Raw genomic sequence first — 25,910 nt, forward strand, 5'->3', positions numbered from 1 at the left:
AGCTATACGCTGGTTTACGGCAACTTTCGGCGATGGTCTAACGGTCCTCGCCAATTCTGCTGTAATGCTGTCTGAGCCTTGTATAGCGCACTTACATCGGTCTTTTCTAAACAGTTAATGGCGTAAGCTGTAGCTTCAAGTGTTGAAAGGGCGTTATCAACTGACGTGTGGCGAATAAGATAGTTTGAAACAGGGGCGTCACTAAAATGAAACGCAGGGAGGTTTTCTAGCCAAGGGTTTTTTTTAATGATTCCAAAGGCTTGTTTCCAGCTTCCATCAATAAGTATTAATGTTTTAATTTCATTGGCTGTACTATCAGTAATGTTCTCGATAGCTATACTTGCCTCGCTAGGGTAAATGAGTGCACAGTGTTTATCATTACACTGCTTTGATAAAGTCGTCATGTCGTAAGAGTTGTTAGCCAACACAATTCGCGTATCAGGGATACACAGAGAGAGAAGTTTAACGGTGTTCTTCGCGTGCTGAGCCTCTTTGTCATGCTGGATGACGGTGATATTGAGAGATACATTAATCTCATTAATATAGTCACAAATACAGGTGTTCTTGGGGTAGCCACAGCGATCACAATACAGGCGCATAATCTGACTTTTTAATCCTTACGATAGCAATGGTAAAGTATACTAAATACAGTAAGTAATTAACTGTTAGACTAATATACATGATGGTTAATAAAGCAGTAACATTACGTGTTGAAAAGACGCTTTCCTTAGTACCCAAAGGCAGCGTTATCAGCTATGGTGCTTTAGCTGATCTATCTGGTCTTCCGGGCAGAGCTAGATTGATGGGAAAGTGTTTGCAGGAAATTAAAGTAGACTGCAATTGGCATCGAGTTCTGAGAGCTGATGGCAAAATAGCATTCCCTGTCGGCTCTGACCACGCTGAAGAGCAGCGAGAACGTTTACTTTCTGAGGGAGTGAATGTGAACAATAATCGAGTAAATATGAAGAAGTTCGCTTGGTCTCCAGATTTACATACAATATTGGCAAAGTTGAAGTACTGATGCCTCTTTTTCATGAAAGAGTCATTAGATAAGGTAAACTACGTTTACAATGATAAAAAAAATCACGATTGATCAGTTAGTGCCTGGAATGTTTGTTCATCAAATACTTGAGCAGAAAGGCGCGTTGACGGTTAAAAGTCAGGGAAAAGTCACTTCTACAGACGTTGTAAATACACTGAAAAAACGGGGTGTGAAAACCCTTGCCATTGATACAGATAAAAGCTTTAAAGTGAGTGAAAGCTCTTCCTCGATATCTTCAAACAGTGTAGAAAACGAGCCTGCTGAAAAAATCTTAGCCCCCATTAAATCAGTGTCTTTGGAAAAAGAGCTGAACAGAGCGACTAAATTACATCAGCAAGGTAAAGACATTCAAAAGCTTTTACTTGAAAACGTGCAAAAAGAAACGCCGTTTGACACAAGTATACCAAAAGCTTTTTCTAATAAGCTGGTAGAGTCTGTAGACAGAAACCCAGATGCTTTGCTTTGCCTAACAAAAATTCGTGAAAAAGATGACTATCTCTTAGAGCATTCTCTCAATGTCGCTATTTTACTTGCTAATTTTGGTAAATATTTAGGGATGTCAGAAGAGGAAATGCAAGATCTATCTTATGCAGGCTTTCTTCACGATCTGGGTAAAATCAAGATACCGGATGAAATTCTTCACAAGCCTGGACGCCTAACTGAGAGCGAAATGGAAGTAATGAAAGGGCATGTTAAACATGGTGTTGACTATCTTGAAACTATGGACATTGCTGCCCCACTAGTTCAAGCAATCAGCGAGCATCACGAACGGTTAGACGGTTTAGGGTATCCTGCGGGTAAGCAAGGCGATGCAATCAGTAAAGCGGGTAGAATGCTAGCTATTGCGGATATGTATGATGCACTTACTGCTGATCGTGTATACAAGCCAGGCATGTCGAGCCAAAAAGCATTCGCAATTTTGATGAGCGATGCTCCTTTCCGTTTGGATAAAGCGCTGGTTCAACAATTTATTATGTGTCTAGGGGTTTACCCAGTGGGCAGTCTTGTATTGCTCTCAAATGAGAGACTCGCAATGGTTTTAGAGCAGAAGGACTCTCCGCTTACTCCCCTCGTCAAAGTGTTTTATTCAGTCCGCAACAGCCACTACCTTACACCAAGAGATATCGACCTCTCGGTAGACAAAACCGTAAGCATAGTTAAAGCAGTCATAGCGTCTGATTATAAAATTGATGTAAATGGATTTTTTGAACGCTCGGTTTCTGTAGGGTGAACGTAAAGCGTTGCTTTTCAGCAACGAATTGTAGGATTTACATAAATAGAGTTATCTTATCCAACCCCTTCATCTAATATTCTTTGCTATTTCTCCAGCTCGTTTAGCGTGTGTTCAGGTTAAGCATTCTATCATATCGCCCAGATAGAATAACCAAATGTATCCCTTTGCCGTTGTTTTATAAAAGAAATTCCTAGTGACTATTAGGCTTGTGTAGATTGTATCAAATTGAAATGTTACGCATCGCATAGGGGGAGTGGAACACTTTTTGCTGCTTAAGCTTAATTAAAGGTTAGTAAAACATTTTTAAAATAGAGCTCTTGATGATGCTGTTGTAATAGAAAATCCTTCATTTTTGAGCTTTTAAATTAGAGAAGAGGACGTTATGAAAAAGACTCTCGCTGTAAGTTTAATTGCTGCATCTTTAACGGTTGCAGGCTGTGCGACGGATCCGAACAATACACAAAAAGGCGCTGCAATCGGTGCTGTAGTTGGTGCACTACTTGGCAAAGCAACGGGCGATAATGATAAGAGTCGTTATGCTTGGGGTGCTGCCGTAGGTGCAATCGCTGGTGGCGCAATTGGTAATTATATGGATAAGCAAGAAGAGGAGCTTAGAACCGAGCTCTCTGACACTGGTGTTCAAGTTGTACGCGAGGGCGACAATCTTCGCCTTATCATGCCAGGAGATATAACCTTTGCTACCGACAGCTCTAGTATTAGTCCAAACTTCAACCCTGTTCTTCAGGACGTAGCAAAAGTGGTTAATAACTACGAAAAAACAGTATTGATGATTAAAGGTCATACTGACGATACGGGTTCTGAGCAGTACAATCAGTCCCTATCTGAGCGTCGTGCTGGTGCCGTTAAGAATCTGTTGATTAACTATTCAGTAAATCCTACCCGTATTACTACGGTTGGTATGGGTGAATACGCACCCAAAGTGCCGAATAACAGCGCAGCGAATCGTTCAATGAACCGTCGCGTTGAAATGGAAATTCAACCACTGACCCAGTCTAATACGTAAAAGGTCGGGTGTTCCTTGAATTAGAAAGCCCCAACAGTGGGGCTTTCATCACTTTATCGCTTTAATTTGTTCTGCCACGTCATCCGCAATTTCGTTTGGGATGGGAATGGTTAAATGATACTGGGTTATTTTCCAACTTCCTGCTTTCTTAACTAAAACCCCCGTACCTCGTGTTTCGCCAAGACTTTCGTTGTCGAGAAGTTCATCAAACCACGCTACGTTTTTATCCGGTGAAAAGTAAATATTTCTATCTTTTGGAAGATAGGTCCAGCCCCGACCTTTGTCGAAATGCGGTTTTGCATAGGCTTTGAATTCTTTTTTACTCCAAACTTCCGACGCATCTGTACCAATAAATACAGCACTATCATCGTACAGCGCAAAATACTTTTCGAAGCTAGCAGTTGAAGCTGTTTCATGTAAAGAATTAAGTACCTCATCAACGGTCGCTAGCTCACCGTCTGCTGCAGCTGAAAGTGATACCATTAACATAAACATTGCCGCTAAATGTTTCATTGTTTCTCCTCGATGACATATCGCTGTTATTTTTATGTTTTTAGACGTAGTGTGAGCGTGTTACTTACAATATGTTTAGGTATTTAATTATCGGCTAATTGGAAGCCATTTAGCATTATATTTAGGCTAACCAAATCCATGTTTCACATGAAACAACGTTCGCAAAGGAAAAGAATTTTCCAGAGTGTAGTGTGTAAAAAGTAGATTAGACATATCGTTTGCATTCAATGTGATGATGCTGAGCTAACCTTTTAGGCAAAACGGGCCGTTTCAACAACAAGGTAGTTGAGCGAAGGGCGTCAACTTTCAAAATTGATCGTAGATTCCCTGACAACCAGCGAAGGCTCAAAACAATGCTGAACGTTGTGATCCTGTCCGTATACCTTATTTAAAATATATTTAGCAGACATTTCTGCCATGTCAGCAACAGGGTTACTTACGGTGGTTAATCTTGGGAAAACATGATGTGCGAATACGACATCGTCAAAACCTACAATCGATAAATCCTGTGGTAGGCTCATTCCTAAGTCTCTAGCGCAGCTTATAGCGCCAGAGGCCATCCAGTCGTTAGCACAAACAAGTGCAGAAAAAGGCAAATCACGCGCCATTAATTCTAACAGGCCGATTTTTCCATCTTCTTCTGAATAATTACCGTTAAATATAAGTTGAGGGTTTACACTTAACCCTGCTTCAATAAGCGCCCGTTCATGCCCTTTTAAACGCAGACAGGCATCTGCTTTATAAGCGGGTCCTGATATGTAAGCAATGTTTTTATGACCCAATTCTAGTAAGTGCCGAGTTGCTAGGTAACCACCTTTCTCGTTATCCAACGTGATACACGCGTTTGGAAGTCCTTCAACTTTTCGATTTACCAACGCGATAGGTAGCTTGTTCTGATTTAAATCCAAAAGATAGTCATCAGATAATGCCTCAGCATGCATGATTAATGCGTCGCAATTACGGCTTATGAGGAAATCTACCGCATCCTTTTCTGTCTCTAAGCAGTTGCGCCCTACCGTTATGATGACATGCTTATCTTGTGCGCGTAATGTGGACTCTACAGCCTGCATTAAATCACCAAAAAATGGTGCATTTAGTTCTGGAACGAGTACGCCAACACTGTCTGTCCTACTGTTCGCTAACGAGCGCGCTACGGAATTCGGGCGATAATTAAGTTCTTTAACTGCTTGGTCAACCCGCTCTTTCAAAGCTTTATTTACCGAAGACTTACCATTTAAGACACGAGATACCGTTGATAAAGAAACGCCCGCCCGTTCGGCAACTTCGTAAATAGTAGGCACGTGATAACACCCCGTTCGTTTTAACAATTACTTCAAGTTTTTGTATTATGCCGTTATCGGCCGTTGTTCGCTACGTCGAGAGAGCAAAGCTTGTGTAACTTCTTTTTGTTTTTCGTCATTTAACGGGTATAGACAAATTAACGCCGCGCCAGCAAAGCCAAATAGCGCTGGTATCCAGCTCATTAAAGACTTCATTCCTGGAAGCGTTTGATTAATTGTATAGATATCAAGACCGTTATAGCCATAGCTTCCTAATACCAACAAGACGAGCGCTCCTGCAAAGCCTCCCCCTGTCTTCTGAACAAAAGAGCCTGCAGAGTAAACGAGTCCGGTGGCTCGTCGGCCAGTCTTATATTCGCTGTAGTCTGCCGAGTCTCCTAGCATAGAGAAAAATAAGGTAGGTAATATGGCTGCAAAAAACTCGGCACTGCAACCTAGAATGAATATAGCGCTCACGCTTTTCTGAGGAACAAAATAAATGCCAGAGGTCAACACGCTACTTGCTATCAGAGCGATAATAAAGAGCTTCTTGCGACCAAACATAGCGGCTAATTTGGACGTTGCTAATGCGCCGAAAATCGACACCACCAGCAGTGAAATGAAAAAGTAGCCTGTGAGTAGCTCATTGCCCATGTAGTATTTGAAATAGTACGCGATAACGCCATATTTGATGCCATTAAACATCATGGTTAGAAAACCCATTCCTAACAGAATTAGCCAGGGTTTATTGGAAAGCAGGTCGATAATATCCTGCTGAGAACGGGTGTTCTCGGCTTCCGGTCGGCGAGTTAACCGTTTAATTGCCATAGTAGTAAGCGCTATAACAGTAATGAAGATTGCCCCAGTTAAAACGTCTCGATAATAAAAGAAGGCGGTTATTGCTGAAAGAGGAACGAGAATTAACGGTAGTTGCTTTCCCAAGTCGATGAGTTCAGATGTTAGTGAACGAGGAGCGGGCGCTACTTGGGTACCTGTCTCTGTTTTTGGAGAGTCCTGTTTAGTGTCTCGAGGCTCTGAAACCTGTTGCAACGTAACACGCTCTTTCGTGGTAAAGACCGTTACACACATCAATATGACCAGCAACGTGGCAAATAACCACATAGTATATTGGTACCCTACAGCATTGTTTCCTTGACCTAGATAGTCTACTAGCATAGGCAAGCATCCCATGACAAGCAGTCCACCAAAGAATGCCCCAGCGAAGCGAAAGCCGGACAAATTCGTACGCTCTCTATCATCGCTGGTCATCACGCCCATTAGCGCTGAATACGGTACATTATTAACCGTATACGCTAAGGTTAGTCCGATGTAGGTCAGGTAAGCGTAAATGAGTTTGCCTGAATACGAGAGATCAGGTGTGGTAAAGCAAAGGACCATGAAAAGGCCAAGAAAAGGAGTGGAGCCTAATATCCAAGGGCGAAACTTTCCCATCTTAGTCTGGGTTCTGTCAGCAATCATTCCCATGATAATATCGGTCACACCGTCAGAAAGACGAACGACAAGAAATAGCATCGCAGCTGCAGCGGCTGTAATACCGAACGTATCGGTATAAAATACCGCCAAATATGCAAGTGCGCCCCGCCAAACTAAATTGGCCGCAGCGTCGCCCATGCCATAACCCACTTTTTCTTTTAATGTCAGCTTATGGTTCATTGCTATTTCCACTGTTGTTATATTCGACTTGCTATGAGCGCTTTATAAGCATTGGCGCTAAGTTTAAGCGTACGCTTTTGCGTTTCAAAATCCACAAAAACTAGCCCAAATCGCTTTTCATATCCTTCCGCCCACTCGAAGTTATCAAGAAGGCTCCATGCGAAGTAACCACTCACTTCTACTCCATCAATCACTGCGTTGTGTACCATGTTTAAATGGGCATTGTAGTAATCAACCCGATCAACATCATTAACAAGTCCATCTTTGAGTTCGTCTGCCATTGCAGCACCATTTTCAGTTATAAAAATGGGAGGGAGCGTATATCGTTCGTTTAATGAAGTAAGTAAATCATAAAGCGCTTTTGGATAGATTTCCCAACCAATATCGGTCAATGGACCTTGATGAGGATGCTCGAAATACAATGCGCCTTTCTCTTTGGGCGCAGAATAGTGTAATCGCGTGTAGAAATTTACCCCTAAGAAATCGATGGGCTGACAGATTGTCTCCATATCACCAGCTTCAACTGGTGGTCTATCCGCTTCGTCTATATCAAATAACACTTCGGGGTAGCTTCCCTCCATTACAGGCTGCATATACCATTGGTTGATATAGTCATCAGCTTTGCGGGTGGCTAATAGGTCTTCTTTCTTTTGTGTGGCGGGGTAGCATGGCGTAAAATTCAATACTATACCGGCTTCGCTATTTGGGACATTTTTTCTAAGCACCTTCATCCCAAGGCCGTGTGCTAGCAAAATGTGATGAGCCGCAGTTCTTCCGTATTTTCTTCCCGTTCTGCCCGGGGCGTGTACGCCTATTTCATACCCTAAATAAGCACTGCAAAAAGGTTCATTGAACGTTGCATAGGAAAAAACGGACTCGCCTAACGCCTGCGTTATTTTGTCAACATAGTCTTCAAATGCAAAAGCAGTTTGTCGGTAAAGCCACCCACCCTTATCTTCCAGGTGCTGCGGGAGATCCCAGTGATAAAGGGTAACAAATGGCTTAATGCCTTTTTCATTTAACGCATCGACTAGCGTTTTATAAAAGGCAACGCCTTTTGGGTTTAGCTCACCTTCTTGAGTGATAACGCGCGGCCAAGAAATAGAGAAACGGTAAGCGTCTACATTTAAGTCTAACAAAATGTCGAAATCTTCTCTCCAGCGAGCAATATGATCACAGGCGACATCGCCATTGGAGTGATCAGCGATGGCTGAAGGCCGTTTACAAAATCTATCCCAAATACATTCGAGACGGTTATCGACATCCCCTTCTATCTGAAAACTTGACGTGGCAGTTCCATAAAGAAACGAATTTTTGAGTAAGGGACTGCCTGCGGGAAGCGAAATGCTGTTCATATGTTGATAACCTTTTTCTTACTGCACAAATTCTAAACGGATGCTGGCAGTACAATGAATCTGAAATAACAAATCGGTTTATAGCACAAATAAAAAACAATTAGAAAGCGCTTTCTCGCATTTATGTCATTTTTACGTTAATGGAACTAAGTGAATGATAATATTTCTATGACTATTACCGGAATCTAATAGGGTTTTATATTTCTTATAAAGTATTGAATTTAATTGTTTTTGGTTTTCTTATGAGAAGTTTGGTGTTCTCGATATAGTTGTTGCCTGTGAATTAATTGTAAAAAATGTGTTGATCTTAAACTTTCGTTGAATTAATGTTCGGAAAGCGCTTTCTTACGTTTGGGTGTTCTAGTTTCTCTTTGGGAAAGCCCTTTCTGGCGGCGCGTAAGGTTCACAACACACATAAAAGCCACTATTAAAGAGAGATAGACCGTGACACAAACAACACCAAATAAAAGCAAGATCGCAGCAAGTTTGTCATTGATACTCGGGACCGCTTTGAGTAGCGGCGTGATGTCATCTGCGACGGCGCAAGAAACAGAAAAAGACATAGAAGTTATTCAGGTATCAGGTATACGAAGTAGTGTTCAAGAGTCGATGGGTATCAAGCGTGACTCTGCTGGTGTTGTTGATGCCATCTCAGCAGAAGATATTGGTAAATTTCCTGATACCAACTTAGCAGAGTCACTACAGCGTATCACTGGTATTTCAATTAGTCGGAATAATGGTGAAGGAAGCCAAGTCACAGCGCGTGGTTTTGGACCTGACTTTAATATGGTAACGCTGAATGGACGTACGATGCCTGGTTCTGCGTTACCTGGTGGTGGCGGAGCAGCAAATTCTCGCGCCTTCGATTTTTCTGACCTTGCTTCTGAAAGTGTTAGAGCGGTTGAAGTGTACAAAACAGGTAGAGCGAGTATTGCAACTGGGGGTATTGGGGCTACGGTAAATATACGAACAGCACGTCCCTTTCAAGCATCTGACAATGGCATTACAGCAAGTGTAGGCGCAAAAGCACTGCATGATACCACTAACCGTGTAGGTGATGATGTTACGCCCGAAGTCTCAGGCTTTGTCAATTACCTTAATGATGAGAATACCTTTGGCGTAACATTTACCGGTTCATTCCAACAGCGTGACAGTGCTGCACAAGGTGCGTTTGTGAACGAGTGGCGCGTAAATCCATTTGATGGCACGGTGCCGCAATCACCTGATCCAGCGAACCCAGATAGTGGTGACCCAATTGTGCTGAACAACGCACCAGCCATGGGACAGCTTTTCGCCATTCCCTCAGATTTACGTTATTACATGGCAGACCGAGAGCGTGAAAGAACGAATGCACAGCTAACGTTCCAGTTTGCTCCTTCAGAAAAAATGACGGCCACGCTTGATTACACCTATTCAAAGCAAGACTTATATGAAGCTCGAGCCGAGCAATCGATATGGATGGATGATAGGTACTTCACCGAACTAACCTTTGATGATGAAACGGTAAAAACGCCGGTATTAATCACTCAAGAACGCCGAGATTTGCTACCTCGTGATCTAGGTTTGGCGCTTCAAGAACTAAACCAAGTCAACGAAAACAAGTCGATCGGCTTAAACCTTGAGTACTTCGTAAATGACGAGCTAACTCTAGTCTTCGACCTTCATAATTCGACGGCAGAAGGACGCCCAGATGCGCCCTATGGAACGTGGACAAATCTTGGTTTAGGCGCAAACGTAGTTAAAGGGCAAGGTGTCGATTTCAGAGGCGACTTCCCTATTATGTTCGTCGATTTTGACGATGAAGCTCGTGATAATCTTAACGGTAATGGCGTGCTTGACCAAGATGACGTAGGTACATCGATATTGGACATGAATTTCTCGTCGCAAGACACCGAAATTACTCAAGCTCGTCTTGATGGCTCTTACGTTATGGATACCGGAAGTATTAACTTTGGTATTGAGTCACGCTCAATGGAGAGCACATCGCTCCAATCTCTAACCCGCCACACCATGGGCAACTGGGGAATTGAGAACCCGGGTGAGCTTCCTGCTGGTTCTTTAACACCGCTGGATTTGGCAAGTGAGTTTAGCGATTTCAATACTGAGGGGATGTTCTCTCAGGGCTTTACCGGTAGTGTTGCGCAAATTGGTGCATTCGCTGCTCAAGAATACGGTTTTGATTTTCTTGCCAACAACCCGTTTGCAACTAACCGTACTATTGAAGAAGACATAACAGCGGTTTATTTCGAATTGGATTTATCTGGCGAGTTAAACGGCATGGAGTACAACCTGTTGGCAGGTGTACGCTACGAAAATACCGATGTAACTTCAATTGCAAATATAAGTTTACCTAGCGGCATCGCGTGGGAAGGTAATAATGACTTCAACGTCCGTTTTGGAAGCGATATGGAAGATGTTGAAGTTGAATCAAGTTACGACCATGTACTTCCTGCATTAGATTTCGATATCGAAGTTGTTGAAAACATGATTGCGCGATTCTCTTACAGTAAGACAATAGCGCGACCCACGTACAACAACTTGAGCGCCGCTGCGACAGTATCGCCTCAAAGCGGGCCGACAATTCTTACTGACAGCATTACCGCCACCGCGAGTTCAGGTAACCCATCGCTGATACCATTAGAGTCAGACAACCTTGATCTTTCATTCGAATATTATTTCGATGAGACAAGCTATGTGTCGGTTGGTTTTTACGATAAGCGTGTTAAGAACTTTATCGGTAATGAACAAGTTGAAGAAAATATCGTTGGCTTGAGAGACGTTACCAATGGACCGCGTGCAGAGGCGGCTCGCGCTGAATTAGAGGCGCGTGGTATTCCAATTAATGACACGTCATTGTTTAACATGGTTGCTGCGATGGAAAACGGTATCGAGTATGACTCGTTGACTGACGAGCAGTTTGAGCAGCAATTCGATGTGCTGCCCAATAGCGAAGATCCGTTGATTACCTTCATTAACTCTAAACCTGTTAACAACAAAGCGGCGAATATTTACGGTTTCGAACTTGCTGCGCAGCACTTCTTTGGTGATAGCGGCTTCGGGGTACTGGCTAACTACACTACAGTGCAAGGTGATATTGGTTTTGATAATGACGCAAATCCATCGATAACTCAGTTTGCCCTTGTGGGACTAAGTGACACAGCAAACCTCATCTTGATGTATGAGAAAGATGCTTTGCAAGCGCGTATTGCCTACAACTGGCGTGATAAGTTCCTTGATACAACCTCTCAGTACATTAATGAACCGGGCTATACCGAAGACTATTCACAAATAGACTTCAATGTTTCTTACGACATCACTGAAGATCTTACGGTGTCATTTGAAGGGATTAACATCACAGACGAAAATATCCGTAGACACGGCAGAACAAGTGCTATGTTGTGGAAATTAGATGAGCTTGGCGCTCGCTATGCACTGGGAGTTCGCTACAAGTTTTAACGATTGGGGTGTGTTTACCCGCTAAAGTGCTTAGAGTTGCGCTTTAGCGGGTTTTTTTGTCATAGTGCTGATTGAATAGCAACCAGAAAATCGACTGAACATATTTGTAGAAGTGCATTGGGGCATATCGTGGTTCTTAACGTATGAGTGATAACGAAAATCATAGCAGTATGCATCGGGTTGTCATTGTCGGTGGTGGTACGGCTGGGTGGCTTGCAGCAGGGATACTTGCCGCAAAACTAAGCGCGAATCACACCGTTACCTTGATAGAGTCACCCAACATCCCTTCTCTAGGTGTGGGCGAAGGCTCTTGGCCATCACTGCGCGATACCCTTCTTGATATTGGTATTAGTGAAACGGAATTCTTAACCCTGTGTCATGGCGCTTTCAAGCAAGGCTCCAGCTTTGTTAATTGGCGTAAAGGCGGGCACTGCTATTATCATCCTTTTACTGTTCCAACAGGCTACAACGAGCTCGATATTTATACATGTTGGAAAGCAATCGCACCAAACACATCGTACGAAGATGTGTTTTCGTTACAAGCCGCCATGTGTGCCGCAGGCAAGGCGCCCAAGCAAATTGCTACGCCGGACTACGCCCATGTGCTCAATTACGGTTACCATTTCGACGCCACAAAGCTTGCTGAGCTGTTAAAAAATCATTGCGTAGACAAGTTAAATGTCGCCCATGTCGTTGGTCATGTTGACAGTGTTCACTCTCATCAAAACGGAGATATTGAAAGCGTATCAACAAAGGACGGGAAAAAAATAGTTGGCGATCTATTTATTGACTGTTCAGGCCACAGCGGCCTGCTCATCGATAGACACTTTACTATTCCCTGGATACCCGTTAAGCGCACAATGCTCAATGATCGCGCCGTTGCGCTTCAAGTGCCTTATTCAAACGAAGATGCTGAAATAAAAAGTACCACAGTGGCCACTGCACAAACCTGTGGGTGGACGTGGGATATTGCGTTGCAGCACCGCCGCGGTGTAGGACTAGTTTACTCTTCTCAATTCACAAACGAAGAGCAAGCAAAGCAGGTGCTGATTGACTACGTTCGTGAACGCTACCCTAGTGCACATGATGCAGAGCTTTCTTTTCGTACACTCTCCTTTGAGCCTGGCTATAGATCACAGTTTTGGGTAAAAAACTGTTTGAGCTTAGGTATGTCTTCGGGGTTTGTTGAACCGCTTGAAGCATCAGCCATTGCCATGGTCGAACTTGGCTTACGTATGCTCTGTGAGGCCTTTCCGCAAAATAAAGCACATATGGAAATCGTCAGTAGGCGCTACAACACGCGCTTTGCATATCGCTGGCAGCGCGTTATCGACTTTCTAAAACTACATTATGTTTTAAGCGATAGAGAAGAGCCGTATTGGTTAGCGCAAAGAGATAAGGCGTCTATACCCGATTCCCTCGCTGAATTGCTTGAACTGTGGAAGTATCAAAGCCCTTCACGCTTAGATCTTATCGAGAACGAAGAGATTTTCCCCTCTGCTAGCTACCAGTATGTACTGTATGGAATGGGCTTTTCTTCTTCTACATCGCCTTTACGGCTAAATGAAGAGCATAAGCGTAAAGCAGTTCACATTCGCGAAACGTTACAACAAACTAAAAACGCTTATCTGCAGGGATTGCCGTCTAACAGAGTTTTGCTCAATGATATTGCAAAGCGCTACAACAACGAAAAACAACACGTGCCCTCGCTTGCTCAACGTGAAAAGAAAGAACATGCTTCAGCTTCGAGTTGTAATGACATAAAAAATACTTCAGATAAAAAGGACACCTCTTATGACCGTATCGGGTTTAGATAGCAGTAGAAATCAAACGCCCGTTAAGAACGTTGTTATTGCGGGTGGCGGTACTGCAGGGTGGATGGCGGCAACGGCGTTGTCACGGCTTTTGGGTAAGTCAATAAACGTTACGTTAGTCGAGTCGAAAGATATTGGTATTGTAGGTGTGGGCGAGGCGACTATTCCGCCGATTAGAACATTTCACAAGTTGCTTGGCATCGACGAAAAAGCATTTATGCGTGCCACACAAGCCACGTTCAAACTGGGTATTGAGTTTGAAAATTGGCGTGAACAAGGTCACAGCTATATTCATTCTTTTGGTATAACCGGAAGAGAGTGTTGGGCTGGCGAGTTTCACCATTTTTGGCTGAGGGCTAAAGAATACGGATTTGGTGGTGAATTTGGTGATTATTGCCCGGAACTTATTGCCGCTAAGCAGAGCAAGTTCGCCACATCAGAAGCCATGCCGCTTAACTTTGCCTATCATTTTGATGCTGTTGCCTACGGTCGATTTTTAAAGTCTTTAGCGTGTGATGCTGGGGTAACTCACAAGGAAGGAGACATAGAAGAGGTTGTAGTATGCCCGCAATCAGGCAACATCCAGTCCCTTCGATTAGCAAGCGATGAAGTCATAGATGGTGATTTCTTCATAGACTGCACGGGCTTTAAAGGGCTGCTTATTGAACAAGCCCTTCACACCGGTTACGACGATTGGCGACACTATCTTTTTTGCGATAGTGCGGTGGCCATGCAAACTGAGCTTACTGCCCCACCCGTGCCATACACCAAAAGTGTGGCACACAAAGCGGGTTGGCGTTGGCAGATACCTCTTCAAGAGCGAATGGGCAACGGATTGGTATTTTGTAGCCGATTTATGAGCGATGAAGACGCCATCAATACACTTAAATCGCAAGTGACAGGCGCACCCATTAATGAGCCGAGAGTGATTCGTTTTACGCCTGGAAAACGCAGGCGCGGTTGGAATAAAAACTGTGTGGCGCTAGGGCTATCCAGTGGTTTTATTGAGCCTTTAGAGTCGACCAGTATTCATCTAATCATGACAGGTCTCATACGCTTAATGCGTTTATTTCCTTTTGATGGCATTACCCAAAGCGCAATCGATGAATACAACAATAAGTTCGATAGCGAAATGTCGGCCATACTCGACTTTATTGTTATGCATTACAAGGTGACACAGCGCGAGGATAGCCCTTTTTGGCAGCAATGCCAACGCATGGAGATTCCGCCGTCACTTAAGCATAAATTAGCTTTATTCGCCGAGTCCGGACGTGTGTTTTTAGATGACGGAGATATTTTTCGCGTTGATTCCTGGACCCAAGTGCTAATGGGCCAAGGCATGACACCAAGCCAGTATCATCGTGTTGCCGATGAAATGAGTGAACAGTCACTTAAGCAGTTTATGGCAGGATTAAAGCAGCAGGTGGATAATCACGTAGCTAAACTCCCCTCGCACGAGGCCTTCTTAACACAGTATCTGAGATGAGTTATTAGAAGCGTTAGATGTTGGCGGCAGGTAGCGCGTCAACAGTGACTCAAGCAGCTCGTAACCGACGAGCTACCAAACGCCCTACAGAAGTATCAAACCCAGCTAGAAAGCTGGGTTTGGTGTTATTTATTGAATGAGTTTGAATCTGCTTTTAATTACTCAATATTCTGGATCTGCTCGCGCATCTGCTCAATCAACACTTTAAGTTCAACCGCAGACTGCGTGATGTCGGTGCTAATGGACTTTGAGCCCAATGTATTGGACTCGCGGTTAAATTCCTGCATCATAAAATCAAGACGACGGCCTACTGCTCCACCCTTTTTAAGGATATTGCGGGTTTCTTTAACGTGAGCGTTTAGGCGATCTAACTCTTCAGCTACATCTACTTTCTGAGCAAGCATAATCATTTCTTGTTCGAATCGGCCAGCATCAAGCTCTACCTTTGCTTCTTCAAAGCGGGCTTGCACCTTTTCTCGCTGCCACACCATGATTTCAGGCATACGAGCGGCCACTTTTTCAGCCTCTACTTCAATTGCGTCCAAGCGTTGCGTGATCATGCCTTTTAGGGCTTCGCCTTCTGTAGCTCTAGCACTAATAAAGTCGTTTAATGCTTGGTCGAATGCTTCCATAACATCACCGTGAATGGTGTCCATATCCGCTTCTTCAGCTGCTATCACGCCAGGCCAGCGCAAAACATCTAGCGGATTTACACCAGTTGATTGGCCGTGGGATTGAACCCAATCCGCCGCGTGAAGTACCTGCTTAGCCAATTCTTCGTTTAAACTTAGTTTGGTTACAGCTGCATCGTTTGCAGTAAAACGCAGTGCGCATTCTACTTTGCCTCGGGCTAATTTCTTGCGAAAACGCTCGCGTAAAACCGGCTCTAGTGAGCGGAACTGTTCTGGTAGGCGAAAGTAGGTTTCTAAAAAGCGTTGGTTGACTGAGCGTATTTCCCACACTGCCGAGCCCCAGTCTTTTTTTGTTTCTACGCGTGCAAACGCCGTCATGCTGTAAATCATAAATATCCTTAAACTCTTTATAAAAGCCTGCAAAAACAACCCGAACGTCGTGTTGTATACGTCAAAAACTGGGGCAGGTTTTTTTGTAGTTTGTATATTACCCCACATTTGCGAATTTCAATATGTAAACATGCAAAGTTCGTTTTCAACGCTTAACGGTAATGCGTTATACTTACACCTAATTTCGTAGCTCTTTTTCACTTACCGATTTTCAATCGTTTTTTCGACGCTGAGAAATCTGAAATTGACTACCCCTTTTAGCATTTACGTTGTGGAGAACACTATGCGTCCAAGCGGCAGAACCGCCAGTCAAATTCGCCCTGTTACTATTACTCGCCAATACACTTGCCACGCAGAAGGCTCTGTTCTTGTTGAGTTCGGTAACACTAAAGTGCTGTGTAATGCGACGGTAGAAGAAGGTGTGCCACGTTTCATGAAGGGCCAAGGTAAAGGTTGGATCACAGCTGAGTACAGCATGCTTCCGCGCGCAACACATACCCGCAGTGGTCGTGAAGCCGCTCGCGGTAAACAAGGCGGCCGTACCCTTGAAATTCAACGTCTTATTGCTCGTTCGCTACGTGCAGCGGTTGACCTTAAATTACTTGGCGAAAACACCATTACGTTAGACTGCGACGTTATTCAAGCAGATGGCGGCACGCGCACGGCATCAATCACTGGTGCATGTGTTGCGCTTGTTGATGCCCTTACATTTATGCGTGCAAAAGGCATTATCAAAACTAACCCACTTAAGCATATGATTGCCGCCCTTTCGGTTGGAATTTATGAAGGTACGCCTATTGCTGATCTAGAGTACACGGAAGACTCAGAAGCCGAAACTGATATGAATATCGTGATGACTGAAACGGGTAAACTGATTGAGGTTCAAGGTACTGCTGAGGGTGAACCCTTCTCGTTTGAAGAGCTTGATGAAATGTTGAAAATTAGTAAGCACGGGTTACGTGAACTGTTCGATATTCAAAAAGCTGCACTAGCGTAAACAGTAATTAAGAGGTCATCATGAAAGCGTTCCAGCGTGATTTTATCGAGTTTGCCATTGAACGTGGCGTATTAAAATTTGGCGAATTTACCCTAAAGTCAGGTCGTATAAGCCCTTATTTCTTTAATGCTGGCTTATTTAATCGAGGTGGAGACTTAGCCAAGCTAGGGCGCTTTTATGCTGATGCGCTAATGGATGCAAGCGTCAAGTTCGATGTGCTTTTTGGTCCAGCTTATAAGGGGATACCTATTGCTACCACTACCGCTGTAGCATTGGCCGACCACCATAGCCTTGATGTGCCTTATTGCTTTAACCGCAAAGAGGCAAAGACCCATGGCGAAGGCGGCAACTTGGTGGGAAGTCCACTTGAAGGTAAGGTTATGCTGGTGGATGATGTAATCACCGCTGGTACGGCCATTCGCGAATCGATGACGTTAATCGAGCAGCAGCAAGCCAGTTTGTCAGGTGTGTTGATTGCGTTAGACAGACAAGAACGCGGTAACGGTGAATTATCTGCCATCCAAGAAGTAGAGCGGGATTTTGGCACTCAGGTTATCTCTATTGTATCCCTTGCCGATGTCGTCGCTTATCTGGCTGAAAAAGGCGGTTTTGATAGCGAGATTAGCGCTATTAACACCTACCGTGAAAACTATGGCATCTGATTTCGATATCGCGTTTAATCAGGCTAACCAACATCTAGACGCTTTGGGACTGCGTTGCCCGGAGCCAGTTATGATGGTGCGCTTGAACATTCGCAAGTTAGCCGATGGGGACACCTTATCAGTTACGGCAGACGACCCCTCAACAGCTAGAGATATTCCGAGCTTTTGCCGCTTTATGGACCACACGCTCGTTGCGTCTCAAACTGAAACTATGCCATATCAATATGTCATCAAGAAAGGGCGCGATTAAGCGCCTTTTTTATACAAATAGAAAGATCAGATGGGCTGACTCTCCGCCTTTTTACTCTACCTTTCGATACTTTGCTTCAAGTGCACAATAAAGGCCAAACATGATAAAGCCTACTCCCACAGCCGCGATAATATAAGGCCCAAAGGGTTGCTTCATCAAGGTTTCGAGCGCTTTTTGTAGGCCACCGGCTTCTGACGGGTTACTTAATAAGGCGGCAAGGATAAAAAAGCCTCCTACCAGTGAATAAATAACGCCTCTAGCGGTATAGCCAAGTCTGCCAGTTACCGTTACACATTTTTTTATACGCTGACTCAATGAGGACAACGAGAACTTCTCTAGAAAATCGGTTGTGTAAGCGTGTTTAAACTGCACGACCGCGAAAATGAGAATACATACACCAATAGCTGCCACAACCATTAATCCCCATTCGTACTGAAGTAAGTATTCACTGACCTCTTTGCTATTGCCTCGTGAAGACGAACTACTTTGTATTTCGAGTAAGGTTTTCCCTCCCGCATATGCTGCGGCAAAGTAAAAAGCACCTGATACAAAAAAGAAAAGTTTATTAATGATATGAATAAAAAGACTGTCGTCTTCTGATTTGTCTTCAATAAAAATTTGAAGCCAGCGCCATAAGGCGTAACACGCAAGACCTATCACAAGAATACATAAGAAGATCTGGCCAAGGGGCTGCTGCTTCAATGTAATAAACACATTGGACTGGGAGGCTTTTTCACGATTCAGCGTGTTCAGTACTGAAGTCAGGATGAAGACACCGAGCATTACATACATAACAGTCTTAGCGCTATAGCCCGCTTTAGCTGTCACTTTCTTCCATTTAAACGAAGTTTTCACAGTTCCCTCTCATCACTTTTTAGCAAAATTAGTAAATTACTTTCAAGTGATGTATCAAATTGTGTTCCGCTTTTACGCTAACTTTCTAGGCTGTTCGCCGCCGCTTGTATTAACAGCTTTTGTAAAACTCGTTTACTACGCGCGCAAGTGCAGTGGATATCTGTCATGTGCAACACTTCTCCGCTCAACATTTTTTGTAATACTGAGGCTTTGACGTTCAATGAAACAAAACCTTCGTCATTTGAATGTTGGTTTGGTGTCATTGTTTTCCCCCTTTTTATCGTTCGCTCAATGAAGTGTTTGATACATAGGCTGACTAACCTCGTTAGGTAAATAAACATGCTCGAGGGTTTGCTGTATTGCTGTAATAAGTTTGCAGACGGATGGACGGGTAGCATGAAGAGGTAAGATTGCGATTAGCTGCTGCTGACACTCTTGTAATATAGCATGAGCCTCACGCTTTCTTTGCGCTTCGATAAGTAAGGACGACAGATATATACCCATGGTGCCAAATGCGAGTATATCTTCTTGAACTGTCCTCTCCTTGTCAGTCGAAATGGGTTGCAGCGCGCACAGGATGGTTTTCGCGGCCTCAAAAGTTTGGTAACCGAGCTCTCGTGCGTGTTCCAGCCTGCCCTGCTGACGTGCCTTTTGGGCCTGCGCCTGCATGGTAAGGCGATGCTGACGTGCATCTGAAGGGTTTAATAGCAGCCACTTTTTGTAGACTGGACATAGACGCTGAGTATTCATAAAAGCACCTCCTGTTTTTTATTACATTAGTGCAAATAAGAATCATTATCAAATGTAAAGTTCAAAAAATCTATCCGATTAATTACTTTTTTAGGGAAGCTGTAAATCAAACGGTAAGCATTGCAAGATGAAAGACCCGAAGCGCGATGGTAATTACGCGATTAGGTTAGATAGCCACCATAAAAGAAGCACGACGAGGGTGATAACTATCACGGCTTTCATTTTATAGCGTTTAATGAGTTGTTCGGCCTTATCTCCAGCGTAATACACCACAATAGCAAGGCCAAAGTAACGTATTGCTCTTGCTATAACAGTCGCTAAAAGAAACAGAGGTAGCGAAAACTTGGTTGCGCCTGCAGCAAGCATGGCAACTTGAAAGGGAATAGGGGCAATACCAAGCGTCATAACAAACCAAAAGCCTTGGCTTTGCATGTTCTGTTTTACATTCTCGAACTGATCTTGGCTGAAAAACGTGTCAATTAACCACTGTCCAATCATATCAAACAGGTAATAACCAAGGGCGTAGCCAAAAATGGCTCCGATCACGCAGCCAATCGTTGCCATGAGTGCGATTTTCCAAAGCGACTCACGTCTTGCCTGCATCAAGGGAACCATGACGGCTTCAAGGGGAATAGGCACTATGATTGATTCTAAAAATGATGCTAACGTAATACCTTTAAGCATATGTTTAGAGTCGATGAGCTTTTTGGTTTTGTCTTTAACCTTTTTACCGAGTGCCATGTAATCCCTACTGCTAAATTGTCTTTATTGCTTATAAATAACACCATCTTTCATTACAAAAGACACCTTCTCCATAAGCGTAATGTCGTCAAGCGGGTTGCCCGGTACTGCTACGATATCAGCTAACTTGCCTTGCTCTAACGACCCTAAAATATCGCTAATACCCAATAGTTTAGCGCTATTAACGGTCGCGCTGAGTAATGCATCAGCAGGTTTCATACCCGCTTCTACCATTAGCGAAAACTCCTGAGCATTATCACCATGGGCCGACACACCGCTGTCTGTACCAAAAGCAATTTTTACACCCGCTTTGTGTGCTTCAGCGAAAGTATTTTGAATAAGGGGGCCGATGGCAGCGGCTTTGGGGCGAACTAATTCAGGAAAAAAACCGTCTATTTTCGCTTTGTCAGCAACGAACTTTCCGGCCAAAATCGTCGGTACGTAGTACGTGCCATGCTTTTTCATAAGGGCTCGAATCTCATCATCCATAAAAGTGCCGTGTTCGATGGAATCAACACCCGCCTCAATAGCTCGCTTCATCCCCTCTTTTCCGTGAGCATGCACCGCGACTGTCATACCGTAGTCTTTCGCGGTGTCTACGATAGCTTCTAACTCGTCTGTCATAAATTGTGGGTTCTGACCACTTTTAGCAACGCTGAGCACGCCTCCTGTCGCGGTAATTTTTATAAGGTCTGCACCGTCTTGATAACGGGCTCTCACTGCTTCACGGGCTTCTACTTCGCCATTGGCCACGCCCTGCTTAGGGCCAACGTCAGGCCGTAGTAAGTGCGACATACCGTTACTTGGGTCGGCGTGTCCTCCCGTTGTCGCAATAGATTTGGCCGCAGTATAAATGCGTGGCCCTGATGCGTATCCTTTGGTAATTGCGTTTCTCAATGCAACGGTTTCATTGTGACCATCGCCAAGATTTCTAACGGTGGTAAAACCTGAGTTAAGGGTTATTTCAGCATAGTTAGCTGCCCGTAATGCGTAGTCAGCTTCATTCAGCGAAAATCGTTCTAGATAGGTTTGAGGCCCGCCGTGTTGCGACGATAAATGCACATGCATATCCATCAGACCTGGCATGACGGTTGAGTCTTTCAGATCAATAACCGTGTCGCCTTCTTGGGCTTGAATAAACCCCTTCTTCACAGATGAAATGGTATTGCCATCGACAATGATAGTGATGTTATCTTGAAGTTGTTTCGAGGTGCCTGTAAATGCTTTTCCCGCATGAATTAACGTTGCTGCGGTTGCACACAAAGACGATGACATTAGAGCACTGGCTACTGCTAACGAAATAAGGGGCTTATTCATGATATAGGTCTTCTTGTTGATTGTTTTATAGACTATATCGAATGTAATTCACTCGTTGTTATAACGCAAAGCAAAGCGCTACTAACGGCTGCTTTTCGCTGATGAGTAACCTTTTATACCAGTCCGCATAGATAAGTGACCACTCAGAAGGCGCTGGCAAGTTTCCTAGCGAAGCGTGGGAATGCAGGAATGGCTCTTCCCTTTCAAATTCCCAGAATGAAGCTAGGAAGCTTGCCAGACCTTCCCGAAGGGCGAGTTTAAAATGTCCGTACTCTTTGTTGTGTCACCTTGATGTAGAACCACTATATCCGCGGTAACACGCCGCGATTACGAACATTTTAACTCTCGCTGAGTGGGTAATTATCTATGCGGATTGGTATTACATCTATTTACACGACTTTTTTGCGTATTTTGCTATTTCTGTACTTCGCCGAGTACAAAGCGTTGTCTATTCGACGTTATATAAAAAGATGTTAGCGCATCATTTTGTTGCTCGGAGGCATTCTCAAGAAGTTGATAATAAACATTTTGATGTAGCCTAGCCCATAGGTTTCTGCGAACGCATATATAAGGAATTGGGGTTGCTTGTTGGTCTTGTATCGCCTTTGGCGGCACCCGAAGCTCAAGCTGGTGGGCTGATTCTAATTTTATCTCATCACCGGTTTGTGTTGTGAATTGATAAACTTCGCTACCTGTCTTTTGATCTGTCGTTTTCTCCCACTGTGTGACAAGAAAAGGCGTGTCTTCTACGGTAATACCCACCTTTTCAACGGGCGTAACGAGAAAGTAACTGTCCCCTTCCCGTTTCAAGACGGATGCAAAAAGTTGAACAAGACTTGCACGCCCAATAGGGCTTCCTTCATAGAACCATCGGCCATCTAACGCAATGGTAAGATTGATATCGCCACAAAAGTCAGGATCCCACTTTTCAACAGGAGGCAAAGGGCGCGTCTTTGAAGACGTGCCCTTTAATTGCTGCTGAAACCTAGTTAGATCCACGTTCTTCCACCATAAGCTTTAACTCGCGAAGCTTTGCTTTGATGCGGCGCATATTATCTGGGCCAGTGCGAAGCAGTTGCTTCTGAGGCTCATTTAAGTTTTCTAAACGCTCATCAGCATACTTGTAAGCTACTGAGTCTGTATACACCTCAACTGGAACAGGGACTTCAGGTGTATCCAGAAGCTGGTCTATAGCTTGTAGTAGCACTTCGTTGAAATCTTCATTGGGGTTACCAATTTCTGAAAACTTAGCTTGGATATCGTCTTTATATATACCGTAAATGTTGAGAAGCGCTTCGTTATTGAACGATTCCAACATGTCTACATAAGGCGTGTATCGTTTGTAGCTTGCCGCATCAATCCATTGTTTGCCCGCTTGAGAATATACACGGAAATTCTGCTCGGGAGGCGTAAGCAACTGATGATTAGGGGCCATTTCATCATTGGCTAAATTTGTTACTGATACCACGAAGCGCTGAATAAGCCCTTCGTTTACTAGCATGCGATTTACCGTTTCTTCATCGGCAGAAGAACTCTCAATTAAAGAGGCTTTTACTGCAGGATCGCTAGTATCAAGAGGTTCAGGGTCTGGCTCCACAGGTTCTGGAAGTGGCTCTACTTCGTCTTTTTCTTCCAACTCCACCGTTGGTGCTGGTTGAGACGGTTCAAAGATTTCCGGTTCTTCGGAAGGGGTTACCTCTGGCTCAGTGACTTCTGGCTCAGGATTGATAACTGTCTCTGGTTCATCCTCGCTGGGCCAAAAAACTACGGCCAGAATTACGATAAGAAGAATGCCAACAATAATAAAATGTGGGCCTAACGATTTCTTTTCTGACGATTCGCTCATAATGACTCCGCTACAAAAAATATCCTTTGGATAATACTACCAGACATAACACTTAAATTTAGAAAATCAATCAAGAGAATTGTTCCCAAACGTTGCAAATTCCTTATTTAGAACATCTTTTTAACGTGAAAAAGTCAGTTTTCGATTTGTTTAAAAAGAAAATTAGGGAATATTCCCGATTTCTGCGGAGCTTAAGTCTTCTTAACATGTAAACAAGTGCGGTGTTTTTAAAACAATTGTTTAACAAAATCTATTTATGTACTAATGTGTTGATTCGCAAACCTTAAACGTCTGCTATCTGCGATATTTATAGCGAGGCGACAGAAAAGAGGGCGCGAAAGTGTTCAATGTAAGTTGCAGGAAATTAAGCGTGAATAAAATTAAGCAATATCACCCAAAACTCCACTTCGCCGTAAAGCGTTATAGCCTTTTGCAGTATTTAATCATGCTTGTTATCACTGCCTATCTACTTGTTAGTATGACTAGCTTGAGCGCAGAACATCAATTAATCGCGGTTGTTACTGTGGTGATTATGAGTATTCAAAATGGGTTTATTTTATCTAGAGCTAAACTCGCGCTTGCAATGGAAGGACCACGATTACTCGTGTTTCCGCTTTTGTGGATAGCCTCTGGAATGGGCATGGCGGCAACACTATACAGCGCGTCATCGATAGTTTCTTTGTTTGTTTTAGCGAATGCGGTGCGGCATCGCAACCATAGACGGCCTTTTAATTTATCAAATGAACCCGAAAACATTGCTTAGCGTATATATGAAGCTTTTTTATCGATAGCGTGTTTTTGACGGTGACATAAAAAGAAGATAACGAATTACCGCTGAACAAGATAAAAAGCATAGAGGTAGAAAGCACAAACGTGCAAGCTTTGTTCTAGAGGTAGATAATGCATAAATTTTATTTTCGGGATATAGAAGATACGCCAACGGTTATCGAATACTTAGAAGTTCAATCTTATGAAATGAATGTGTATCTGGTCTATCTGTCAATTGGTAATCAAAGCGGCATGCTTTACGACAAGAAAGATAAACCTATGCGCTTTTTCAGTGCTGGGCACATACGTGAAGCCTTTGCGCACTGTCATGTTCAACACGCAGTAATGAAGCACGATACGCCTTACGATGAGATGATTGGAAATCCTCCGAAAAGTAAAGAGCAAATGGCACTACCTTTCAGTATGGACTTGCCTTATTAGCATGTTTGCCGCTTAACTTTTAAGCCATATGCTGGCGGCTTTACGCATGTTCACCTGGGCTTTCAGTCGTTTAGCGAGAAGAAACAATCCCCCCAGTTTTCTGTGAATGAACAACGCGTCTACCGGTGGCGTGTGCCAAAAGTTGTGCTCCATGGTAAGCGTCATCCCTTTTTCGTGAAGTCGAGAAATCAGATCGCTTTGTCCTAAATCGTAGGGGCCCTCATGCCTGATAGCTTCACAGGCTTCCATACCAATACTAAGTACCGCCTCTACTTGCTCTTGAGAATGACTGTCATCAATCAATCCAATCGATAATGCCGCTTGTTGCATGGCAGTTTTATCGCGTTGAGCTGCGCTATTTAACAAAGATTGGTACGCTGTAGAAATCGAATCAGGCACTTCTCGCGTGGCGCCAAAATCTAGCAATACCACTTCCTTGGTGTCGGGTTTAAACCGATAGTTGGCTAAATTGGGGTCGCTTTGAAGCAGCTTGAAGTTGAATATTTCATGAAAAAACAATGTCATCAACGCTGTCATAACGTCATTTCTTGTTTCTTGAGACTCTTGCTCTAAAACCTCTAATTTTTGGCTTTCTATAAAGTCCATCGCCAATACCGTATCGCTGGTAAGGGGCGAGTAGGTTTTTGGAATAACAAAGGCTGAACCAAGCTGCAAATTAGCGTTATGCTCTTGAACCAGTCTACGATAACGGTCTAGCATTTGGGCTTCGCGCTCATAATCCGCTTCTTGATGAAGTTGCTTTTTAGCGTCTTCGAGCAACGGGCCTATATCAAGGGATTTAGGCACTAATCCCGTTAGTTTTATAAGGGAAGCAACATTGTCAACATCACTATCAATACTCTTTCTAACGCCGGGATATTGTACCTTAACCGCTAACATTGTGCCGTCCATGGTAATCACTTTGTGAACCTGACCAATAGACGCGGCAGCAATGGGCGCGAATGAGAAATAGAGTAAATCGTCTTGCCATTTTTCACCCCATGCTTTGCTCAATGTTTCTATCAACTGATCTTTAGGCATGGGGTCGGCGTCTTCTCGCAATCTACCTAGAATAACAGCGAGCTCTCCAGGTAAAAAATCACCGGCATCCATTGATATTAGTTGGCCAAGTTTCATGGCCGCTCCACGCATACTAGCAAGCTGGTCTGCAATGTTTGAAATGTTCTTAGGCGTAAGGAGTAGCGAAGACAGTGCAGGCTTCTCCCCCCGCAGTAGTTGACCCGCACCTTGACTTACAACGTTCCCTGCTATTTTCCCGGCCAAAGCGCCTAAACGACCGATGCGAGAGAGTCGCGACGAAGGGATAGCTTTGCTAGGGCGTGGTGCTGGACTGTCAACAGAATCAGGTTTCTCTGCCATAAA

General features: G+C 43.8%; 25 protein-coding genes. 12 read left to right on the top strand and 13 right to left on the bottom strand.

Features of this window, described 5'->3' with window-relative positions; genetic code table 11:
* Positions 1-14: 14 nt before the first annotated feature.
* Positions 15-599: a tRNA-uridine aminocarboxypropyltransferase gene (locus tag C6Y39_RS16925; RefSeq protein WP_105932406.1), complete on the bottom strand. Its 585-nt coding sequence runs from the start codon at positions 597-599 to the stop codon at positions 15-17.
* An 80-nt stretch (positions 600-679) separates the two neighbouring features.
* On the opposite strand from C6Y39_RS16925, the gene C6Y39_RS16930 reads away from it, so the two are divergent.
* The 3 genes from C6Y39_RS16930 to C6Y39_RS16940 all read left to right on the top strand — a co-directional run bounded on the left by C6Y39_RS16930 (position 680) and on the right by C6Y39_RS16940 (position 3,300).
* Complete coding sequence (locus C6Y39_RS16930; protein ID WP_390609520.1) at positions 680-1,021, top strand: MGMT family protein; 342 nt, start codon at positions 680-682, stop codon at positions 1,019-1,021.
* 49 nt (positions 1,022-1,070) lie between these two features.
* The gene (locus tag C6Y39_RS16935) at positions 1,071-2,273 is read left to right on the top strand and encodes a cyclic di-GMP phosphodiesterase (RefSeq protein ID WP_105932407.1); all 1,203 of its coding nucleotides are present in this window, start codon (positions 1,071-1,073) and stop codon (positions 2,271-2,273) included.
* 385 nt (positions 2,274-2,658) lie between these two features.
* Positions 2,659-3,300: a YiaD family glycine zipper/OmpA-like lipoprotein gene (locus tag C6Y39_RS16940; protein WP_039221278.1), complete on the top strand. Its 642-nt coding sequence runs from the start codon at positions 2,659-2,661 to the stop codon at positions 3,298-3,300.
* 48 nt (positions 3,301-3,348) lie between these two features.
* Here the strand turns inward: C6Y39_RS16940 and C6Y39_RS16945 are convergent, their stop codons facing one another.
* The 4 genes from C6Y39_RS16945 to C6Y39_RS16960 all read right to left on the bottom strand — a co-directional run bounded on the left by C6Y39_RS16945 (position 3,349) and on the right by C6Y39_RS16960 (position 8,122).
* Positions 3,349-3,813 (bottom strand): nuclear transport factor 2 family protein, encoded by a 465-nt coding sequence (locus C6Y39_RS16945; RefSeq protein ID WP_105932408.1) that lies wholly within the window; start codon positions 3,811-3,813, stop codon positions 3,349-3,351.
* A 299-nt stretch (positions 3,814-4,112) separates the two neighbouring features.
* Positions 4,113-5,114: a LacI family DNA-binding transcriptional regulator gene (locus tag C6Y39_RS16950; protein WP_105932409.1), complete on the bottom strand. Its 1,002-nt coding sequence runs from the start codon at positions 5,112-5,114 to the stop codon at positions 4,113-4,115.
* 45 nt (positions 5,115-5,159) lie between these two features.
* Positions 5,160-6,767 carry an MFS transporter gene (locus C6Y39_RS16955; RefSeq protein ID WP_105932702.1) on the bottom strand — a complete coding sequence of 536 codons (1,608 nt, stop codon included), beginning with the start codon at positions 6,765-6,767 and terminating at the stop codon, positions 5,160-5,162.
* A gap of 17 nt (positions 6,768-6,784) precedes the next feature.
* Positions 6,785-8,122, bottom strand: coding sequence for a GH1 family beta-glucosidase (locus C6Y39_RS16960; protein ID WP_105932410.1), 1,338 nt, complete (start codon positions 8,120-8,122; stop codon positions 6,785-6,787).
* A 525-nt stretch (positions 8,123-8,647) separates the two neighbouring features.
* Between C6Y39_RS16960 and C6Y39_RS16965 the strand changes: the two genes are divergently transcribed.
* The 3 genes from C6Y39_RS16965 to C6Y39_RS16975 all read left to right on the top strand — a co-directional run bounded on the left by C6Y39_RS16965 (position 8,648) and on the right by C6Y39_RS16975 (position 14,878).
* Positions 8,648-11,578: a TonB-dependent receptor gene (locus tag C6Y39_RS16965; protein ID WP_240618938.1), complete on the top strand. Its 2,931-nt coding sequence runs from the start codon at positions 8,648-8,650 to the stop codon at positions 11,576-11,578.
* Between the two features lie 143 nt (positions 11,579-11,721).
* Positions 11,722-13,395: a tryptophan halogenase family protein gene (locus tag C6Y39_RS16970; protein WP_105932412.1), complete on the top strand. Its 1,674-nt coding sequence runs from the start codon at positions 11,722-11,724 to the stop codon at positions 13,393-13,395.
* Positions 13,373-14,878, top strand: coding sequence for a tryptophan halogenase family protein (locus C6Y39_RS16975; RefSeq protein ID WP_105932413.1), 1,506 nt, complete (start codon positions 13,373-13,375; stop codon positions 14,876-14,878). The genes C6Y39_RS16970 and C6Y39_RS16975 overlap by 23 nt, the downstream gene beginning before the upstream one ends.
* 158 nt (positions 14,879-15,036) lie before the next feature.
* On the opposite strand, the gene C6Y39_RS16980 is transcribed toward C6Y39_RS16975, so the two are convergent.
* Positions 15,037-15,900 carry a YicC/YloC family endoribonuclease gene (locus tag C6Y39_RS16980; RefSeq protein ID WP_105932703.1) on the bottom strand — a complete coding sequence of 288 codons (864 nt, stop codon included), beginning with the start codon at positions 15,898-15,900 and terminating at the stop codon, positions 15,037-15,039.
* A gap of 283 nt (positions 15,901-16,183) precedes the next feature.
* On the opposite strand from C6Y39_RS16980, the gene rph reads away from it, so the two are divergent.
* The 3 genes from rph to tusA are packed head-to-tail and all read left to right on the top strand — an operon-like array spanning position 16,184 to position 17,809.
* The gene (rph, locus tag C6Y39_RS16985; RefSeq protein WP_105932414.1) at positions 16,184-16,897 is read left to right on the top strand and encodes a ribonuclease PH; all 714 of its coding nucleotides are present in this window, start codon (positions 16,184-16,186) and stop codon (positions 16,895-16,897) included.
* 20 nt (positions 16,898-16,917) lie between these two features.
* Complete coding sequence (gene pyrE, locus C6Y39_RS16990; protein WP_105932415.1) at positions 16,918-17,559, top strand: orotate phosphoribosyltransferase; 642 nt, start codon at positions 16,918-16,920, stop codon at positions 17,557-17,559.
* Positions 17,549-17,809 carry a sulfurtransferase TusA gene (tusA, locus tag C6Y39_RS16995; protein ID WP_105932416.1) on the top strand — a complete coding sequence of 87 codons (261 nt, stop codon included), beginning with the start codon at positions 17,549-17,551 and terminating at the stop codon, positions 17,807-17,809. Before pyrE ends, tusA begins: the two co-directional genes overlap by 11 nt.
* Positions 17,810-17,860: 51 nt before the next feature.
* Here tusA and C6Y39_RS17000 read toward each other — a convergent pair whose 3' ends face one another.
* From C6Y39_RS17000 to C6Y39_RS17020, 4 genes are all read right to left on the bottom strand, one after another.
* Positions 17,861-18,664 (bottom strand): DUF1206 domain-containing protein, encoded by an 804-nt coding sequence (locus tag C6Y39_RS17000; RefSeq protein ID WP_105932417.1) that lies wholly within the window; start codon positions 18,662-18,664, stop codon positions 17,861-17,863.
* A gap of 288 nt (positions 18,665-18,952) precedes the next feature.
* Positions 18,953-19,414: a hypothetical protein gene (locus C6Y39_RS17010; protein WP_105932419.1), complete on the bottom strand. Its 462-nt coding sequence runs from the start codon at positions 19,412-19,414 to the stop codon at positions 18,953-18,955.
* Positions 19,415-19,567: 153 nt separating this feature from the next.
* A complete protein-coding gene (locus tag C6Y39_RS17015) occupies positions 19,568-20,155 on the bottom strand; it encodes a YqaA family protein (protein WP_105932420.1) in 588 nt (195 codons plus the stop codon).
* 24 nt (positions 20,156-20,179) lie between these two features.
* The gene (locus C6Y39_RS17020) at positions 20,180-21,472 is read right to left on the bottom strand and encodes a metal-dependent hydrolase family protein (RefSeq protein ID WP_105932421.1); all 1,293 of its coding nucleotides are present in this window, start codon (positions 21,470-21,472) and stop codon (positions 20,180-20,182) included.
* 135 nt (positions 21,473-21,607) lie between these two features.
* Between C6Y39_RS17020 and C6Y39_RS19000 the strand changes: the two genes are divergently transcribed.
* Positions 21,608-21,733, top strand: coding sequence for a hypothetical protein (locus C6Y39_RS19000; RefSeq protein ID WP_276309308.1), 126 nt, complete (start codon positions 21,608-21,610; stop codon positions 21,731-21,733).
* A gap of 153 nt (positions 21,734-21,886) precedes the next feature.
* Here C6Y39_RS19000 and C6Y39_RS17025 read toward each other — a convergent pair whose 3' ends face one another.
* Together C6Y39_RS17025 and C6Y39_RS17030 are read right to left on the bottom strand one after the other, a co-directional pair.
* Complete coding sequence (locus tag C6Y39_RS17025) at positions 21,887-22,471, bottom strand: DUF1285 domain-containing protein (protein ID WP_105932422.1); 585 nt, start codon at positions 22,469-22,471, stop codon at positions 21,887-21,889.
* The gene (locus tag C6Y39_RS17030; RefSeq protein WP_105932423.1) at positions 22,458-23,318 is read right to left on the bottom strand and encodes a DUF3014 domain-containing protein; all 861 of its coding nucleotides are present in this window, start codon (positions 23,316-23,318) and stop codon (positions 22,458-22,460) included. The genes C6Y39_RS17025 and C6Y39_RS17030 overlap by 14 nt, the downstream gene beginning before the upstream one ends.
* Before the next feature lie 370 nt (positions 23,319-23,688).
* On the opposite strand from C6Y39_RS17030, the gene C6Y39_RS17035 reads away from it, so the two are divergent.
* Both C6Y39_RS17035 and C6Y39_RS17040 read left to right on the top strand, forming a co-directional pair.
* Positions 23,689-24,081, top strand: coding sequence for a hypothetical protein (locus C6Y39_RS17035; protein ID WP_105932424.1), 393 nt, complete (start codon positions 23,689-23,691; stop codon positions 24,079-24,081).
* Between the two features lie 137 nt (positions 24,082-24,218).
* The gene (locus tag C6Y39_RS17040) at positions 24,219-24,527 is read left to right on the top strand and encodes a DUF6482 family protein (RefSeq protein WP_105932425.1); all 309 of its coding nucleotides are present in this window, start codon (positions 24,219-24,221) and stop codon (positions 24,525-24,527) included.
* A gap of 12 nt (positions 24,528-24,539) precedes the next feature.
* On the opposite strand, the gene C6Y39_RS17045 is transcribed toward C6Y39_RS17040, so the two are convergent.
* The gene (locus C6Y39_RS17045; protein WP_105932426.1) at positions 24,540-25,907 is read right to left on the bottom strand and encodes an ABC1 kinase family protein; all 1,368 of its coding nucleotides are present in this window, start codon (positions 25,905-25,907) and stop codon (positions 24,540-24,542) included.
* Between the last annotated feature and the right edge of the window lie 3 nt (positions 25,908-25,910).

This window comes from Alteromonas gracilis (assembly GCF_002993325.1).
In the GTDB taxonomy this organism is placed as follows: domain Bacteria; phylum Pseudomonadota; class Gammaproteobacteria; order Enterobacterales; family Alteromonadaceae; genus Alteromonas; species Alteromonas gracilis.

Coding starts and splice junctions, on each gene's coding strand:
- C6Y39_RS16955 (WP_105932702.1), bottom strand. CDS start 6,767: ATGAACCATAAGCTGACATTAAAAGAAAAAGTGGGTTATGGCATGGGC.
- C6Y39_RS16925 (WP_105932406.1), bottom strand. CDS start 599: ATGCGCCTGTATTGTGATCGCTGTGGCTACCCCAAGAACACCTGTATT.
- C6Y39_RS16980 (WP_105932703.1), bottom strand. CDS start 15,900: ATGATTTACAGCATGACGGCGTTTGCACGCGTAGAAACAAAAAAAGAC.
- C6Y39_RS16960 (WP_105932410.1), bottom strand. CDS start 8,122: ATGAACAGCATTTCGCTTCCCGCAGGCAGTCCCTTACTCAAAAATTCG.
- C6Y39_RS17030 (WP_105932423.1), bottom strand. CDS start 23,318: ATGAGCGAATCGTCAGAAAAGAAATCGTTAGGCCCACATTTTATTATT.
- tusA (WP_105932416.1), top strand. CDS start 17,549: ATGGCATCTGATTTCGATATCGCGTTTAATCAGGCTAACCAACATCTA.
- C6Y39_RS16935 (WP_105932407.1), top strand. CDS start 1,071: ATGATAAAAAAAATCACGATTGATCAGTTAGTGCCTGGAATGTTTGTT.
- C6Y39_RS16930 (WP_390609520.1), top strand. CDS start 680: ATGATGGTTAATAAAGCAGTAACATTACGTGTTGAAAAGACGCTTTCC.
- C6Y39_RS16975 (WP_105932413.1), top strand. CDS start 13,373: ATGACCGTATCGGGTTTAGATAGCAGTAGAAATCAAACGCCCGTTAAG.
- C6Y39_RS16945 (WP_105932408.1), bottom strand. CDS start 3,813: ATGAAACATTTAGCGGCAATGTTTATGTTAATGGTATCACTTTCAGCT.
- pyrE (WP_105932415.1), top strand. CDS start 16,918: ATGAAAGCGTTCCAGCGTGATTTTATCGAGTTTGCCATTGAACGTGGC.
- C6Y39_RS17045 (WP_105932426.1), bottom strand. CDS start 25,907: ATGGCAGAGAAACCTGATTCTGTTGACAGTCCAGCACCACGCCCTAGC.
- C6Y39_RS17015 (WP_105932420.1), bottom strand. CDS start 20,155: ATGGCACTCGGTAAAAAGGTTAAAGACAAAACCAAAAAGCTCATCGAC.
- C6Y39_RS16965 (WP_240618938.1), top strand. CDS start 8,648: ATGTCATCTGCGACGGCGCAAGAAACAGAAAAAGACATAGAAGTTATT.
- C6Y39_RS17020 (WP_105932421.1), bottom strand. CDS start 21,472: ATGAATAAGCCCCTTATTTCGTTAGCAGTAGCCAGTGCTCTAATGTCA.
- C6Y39_RS17040 (WP_105932425.1), top strand. CDS start 24,219: ATGCATAAATTTTATTTTCGGGATATAGAAGATACGCCAACGGTTATC.
- C6Y39_RS17010 (WP_105932419.1), bottom strand. CDS start 19,414: ATGAATACTCAGCGTCTATGTCCAGTCTACAAAAAGTGGCTGCTATTA.
- rph (WP_105932414.1), top strand. CDS start 16,184: ATGCGTCCAAGCGGCAGAACCGCCAGTCAAATTCGCCCTGTTACTATT.
- C6Y39_RS16970 (WP_105932412.1), top strand. CDS start 11,722: ATGAGTGATAACGAAAATCATAGCAGTATGCATCGGGTTGTCATTGTC.
- C6Y39_RS16940 (WP_039221278.1), top strand. CDS start 2,659: ATGAAAAAGACTCTCGCTGTAAGTTTAATTGCTGCATCTTTAACGGTT.